Below are 2,923 nucleotides of genomic sequence, written 5' to 3' on the forward strand. Positions count from 1 at the left end.
CGGTCACCGGGCCACCGGGGCCGGGCCGGTCGGGACCGGGGTCGCCGGAGCGCCGCGCCGCAGGTCGGCCCGCCACTCGCGCAGTCCCAGCACGCACAGCCCGAGGAAGACCACGTACAGCGCGGCGGTCAGGTACAGGTCCTTGTAGGCGTAGAGCGGGATGTAGATCAGGTCGGCCGTGATCCACAGCCACCAGCTCTCCACCCGCTTGCGGGTCTGCCCGTACGTCGCCAGCAGCGAGAGAACGGTGGTCAGGGCGTCCGGCAGCGGCACCGTCGAATCGGTGGCGCGGTCCAGCAGCAGCCAGATCGCACCGGTCAGGACCACACCGGCCGTGGCGAGCGCCCACCACTCCCGGGGGCTCGTCCGGCTGACGGTGAGCCGCGACCGCCGCTCACCGCCGTACAGCCAGGCCCACCACCCGTAGAGGCCGAGACCGACGTAGACCACCTGGAGCGCGGCGTCGGCGTACAGCCCGGCGGTCCAGAAGAGCAGCATCAGCAGCAGGACGTTCGCGATGCCGAGCGGCCAGTTGGCGATCCGCTGCCGGGCCACCAGCCAGACGGTGAGCACACCGGTGGCGAATCCCAGGAGCTCCGCCCAACTGGTCGGCGTACCCGCCACGGTGAACGCCGCGCCGGTGAGCCAGTCGATCATGCCTCTCCCTCTTCCGCGCGATCACCCTAGAGATCCTTCCGCCGGATGGGAACCGGCCCCCGGGGCGACCGGCACGCCGGAGACCGTGGGAGGCTGCGTGCATGGTGCTCGAAGTCGCGCTCATCGACGTCATCCCCGGCCACGAGGATTCCTTCGCCGCCGCCTACCAGCAGGCGCATCCGATCATCACCAGCACCGAGGGCTGCCGCTCGGTCCGCATGACCCGGGGCGTGGAATCGCCCTCCCGGTTCGTGCTGCTCGTCGAGTGGGACTCGGTCGAGGCGCACGACGTGAACTTCCGGCAGAGCCCGAAGTTCGCCCAGTGGCGAGCCCTGATCGGGCCGCACTTCGCCAACCCGCCGCTGGTCGAGCACTTCGTCGACGTGCCCGCCTGAGAATGTCGTACGCCGGGCCTACGGTCGCCGTGCACGCGCGGGCCGCCGGCCCCGACGGGCCCGGGGGCGCCGGGTCCGGTGGCCACGCGGCTCAGTGGTCCAACCGTCGGGTCAGCTCCGCGACGGTCTCCTCCGCCGACAGGGCCACCGCCGACAACCAGCCGGTGACCTCGCCGTACCGGTCGACGTCGGCGGCGGTCACGAGGCGCACGTCGGTGGTCAACGCCTCCAGCATCACCGTGTGCGGGTCCGCCGGATCCGGGAACGAATAGCAGGAGTACGGCGTCAGGGGGAACACGCCCTCCCGCGCCGGCCGGCCTCCGGGCAGCAGGCGGATCGTCACGTGCGGCAGGTCGGCCAGGTCGACCAGGCGTCGCACCTGCTCTCGCCACACCTCCGGCGGGCTGTTGCCGAGCTCGACGACGCCCTCGGCGAGCAGCGCGGTGTAGCGCGGTGGATCGTCGCGGCGCAGCACGTCGTGCCGGGTCGACCGGGCCCGCACGTCGGCCTCCACGTCCACGGTGGCGTCCAGCAACCGGCCGGCGGTGATGCGCAGCCGCGCGTACGCCGGGGTCTGGAGCAGCCCGGGCACGACGGCGGGCTGGTAGTCCACGATGCTCGCCGCGCCGGCCTCCAGCTCGGCGTACGTGCGCTGCCGCTCCCCCATCTCGCCCAGCGCCTTCCACCAGCCCCGGCTGGTGGCGGCGTCCCGGGCGATCACGATGAGGGCGTCCCGCTTGGGCGCGGGCACGTCGTAGACGTCGAGCAGGTCGAGCACGTCGGCGAGATCCGGCCGGCTCTGACCCAGCTCGATCCGGGACAGCTTCGAAGTGGAGGCCCACCCCAGGCGCTCGCAGACCTGCTCCAGCGTGAGTGACTCACGCCGGCGAAGCTGTCGCAGCTCGGCACCGAGCCTCGCGCGTCTGATGACCGGACTCGTCGACAACGGCATTCCCGCCTCCCCACCGAGGGAGAGTACGCAGGACGGTCACCCACCGCAATACTTCGCTCGCGCAAAGCGACGACCCCGCCACCTCGCGACCGCGCCGGCACGTCACGCATCCCCGTCGACGACCCGGCACGCGGTGGAGACCACCCACGTCGACGGGGCACCGCACGCGCCGCACCGGCACTCGTCGGCCCCGGTCAGACGCGGTAGGTCCCGAAGGACCACACGGTGCCCTCCAGATCCCGGGCCACGTAGTCGCGGGAGCCGTAGTCGGTGTCGAAGGGCGGGCGGACGACCTCCGCGCCGGCCGCCCGGGCACGCTCGTGGTGGGCGTCCACGTCGTCGACCGCGACGTACACCGCGTAGTCGTCGTCGGCCGGCCGCACCCGCGGAGGCGCCGTGTCGGGTCTCCTGCCGACCATCACCATGCCGTCGTCGAAGATCAGCTCGGCGTGCGCGACCGAACCGTCGGGGGCCTCGTGCGCCGCGTGGACGCCGAAGCCGAACGCGGCGCCCAGCCAGTCGATCGCGGCGCGGGGGTCGGTGTACCGGAGGACCGGGTAGATGGTTCGCATGCGTCGATCCTGGCGGGCCGCTGGTCAGCCCGGATTGGACGGATGTGATCCGGGCGGGAAGAGCGCGGCGGGGGTGGCGCCGGCGAACTCGCGGAAGTCGCGGATCAGGTGCGACTGGTCGTAGTAGCCGTACCGGACGGCCAGGTCCGCCCAGGTGCGCGCCGGCGGCGGGTCCTCCCGCACCGGAGCAGGCAGCGGCTCGCACACCGCCAGCCGCCGGCCCAGCGCCGCGGACGCCCGCTGGAACCGCAGCAGCCGGACGGCGGTCCGCGGCGTCAGGCCGGTCTCCCGGTGGAACCGGACGGCGAGATGCCGCCGGCTCCAGCCCAGTTCGTCGGCGAGGCCGG

At 73.1% G+C, this 2,923-nt stretch carries 5 protein-coding genes; 1 reads left to right on the forward strand and 4 read right to left on the reverse strand.

Annotated features, from left to right (window positions below; all coding sequences use genetic code 11):
• Window positions 1-3 precede the first annotated feature (3 nt).
• Entirely contained in the window at window positions 4-657 is a 654-nt protein-coding gene (gene pnuC, locus AB0I76_RS26495; protein ID WP_357040827.1) for a nicotinamide riboside transporter PnuC, read from the reverse strand.
• A 101-nt stretch (window positions 658-758) separates the two neighbouring features.
• Between pnuC and AB0I76_RS26500 the strand changes: the two genes are divergently transcribed.
• Complete coding sequence (locus AB0I76_RS26500; protein WP_357040830.1) at window positions 759-1,052, forward strand: antibiotic biosynthesis monooxygenase family protein; 294 nt, start codon at window positions 759-761, stop codon at window positions 1,050-1,052.
• Between the two features lie 91 nt (window positions 1,053-1,143).
• Here the strand turns inward: AB0I76_RS26500 and AB0I76_RS26505 are convergent, their stop codons facing one another.
• The 3 genes from AB0I76_RS26505 to AB0I76_RS26515 form a co-directional block, all read right to left on the reverse strand.
• The gene (locus AB0I76_RS26505; protein ID WP_357040833.1) at window positions 1,144-2,004 is read right to left on the reverse strand and encodes a helix-turn-helix transcriptional regulator; all 861 of its coding nucleotides are present in this window, start codon (window positions 2,002-2,004) and stop codon (window positions 1,144-1,146) included.
• A gap of 194 nt (window positions 2,005-2,198) precedes the next feature.
• Window positions 2,199-2,576, reverse strand: a complete 378-nt coding sequence (locus tag AB0I76_RS26510) for a VOC family protein (protein WP_357040836.1) — start codon at window positions 2,574-2,576, stop codon at window positions 2,199-2,201.
• Between the two features lie 24 nt (window positions 2,577-2,600).
• The coding region (locus AB0I76_RS26515) for a helix-turn-helix domain-containing protein (RefSeq protein WP_357040839.1) at window positions 2,601-2,923 on the reverse strand (323 nt) is incomplete at its 5' end.

Source organism: Micromonospora sp. NPDC049799 (assembly GCF_040656655.1).
Taxonomy (GTDB): Bacteria; Actinomycetota; Actinomycetes; order Mycobacteriales; family Micromonosporaceae; genus Micromonospora.

Excerpts from the sequence above, each read along its gene's own strand:
- pnuC (WP_357040827.1), bottom strand. The coding sequence starts at position 657 with ATGATCGACTGGCTCACCGGCGCGGCGTTCACCGTGGCGGGTACGCCG.
- AB0I76_RS26500 (WP_357040830.1), top strand. The coding sequence starts at position 759 with ATGGTGCTCGAAGTCGCGCTCATCGACGTCATCCCCGGCCACGAGGAT.
- AB0I76_RS26505 (WP_357040833.1), bottom strand. The coding sequence starts at position 2,004 with ATGCCGTTGTCGACGAGTCCGGTCATCAGACGCGCGAGGCTCGGTGCC.
- AB0I76_RS26510 (WP_357040836.1), bottom strand. The coding sequence starts at position 2,576 with ATGCGAACCATCTACCCGGTCCTCCGGTACACCGACCCCCGCGCCGCG.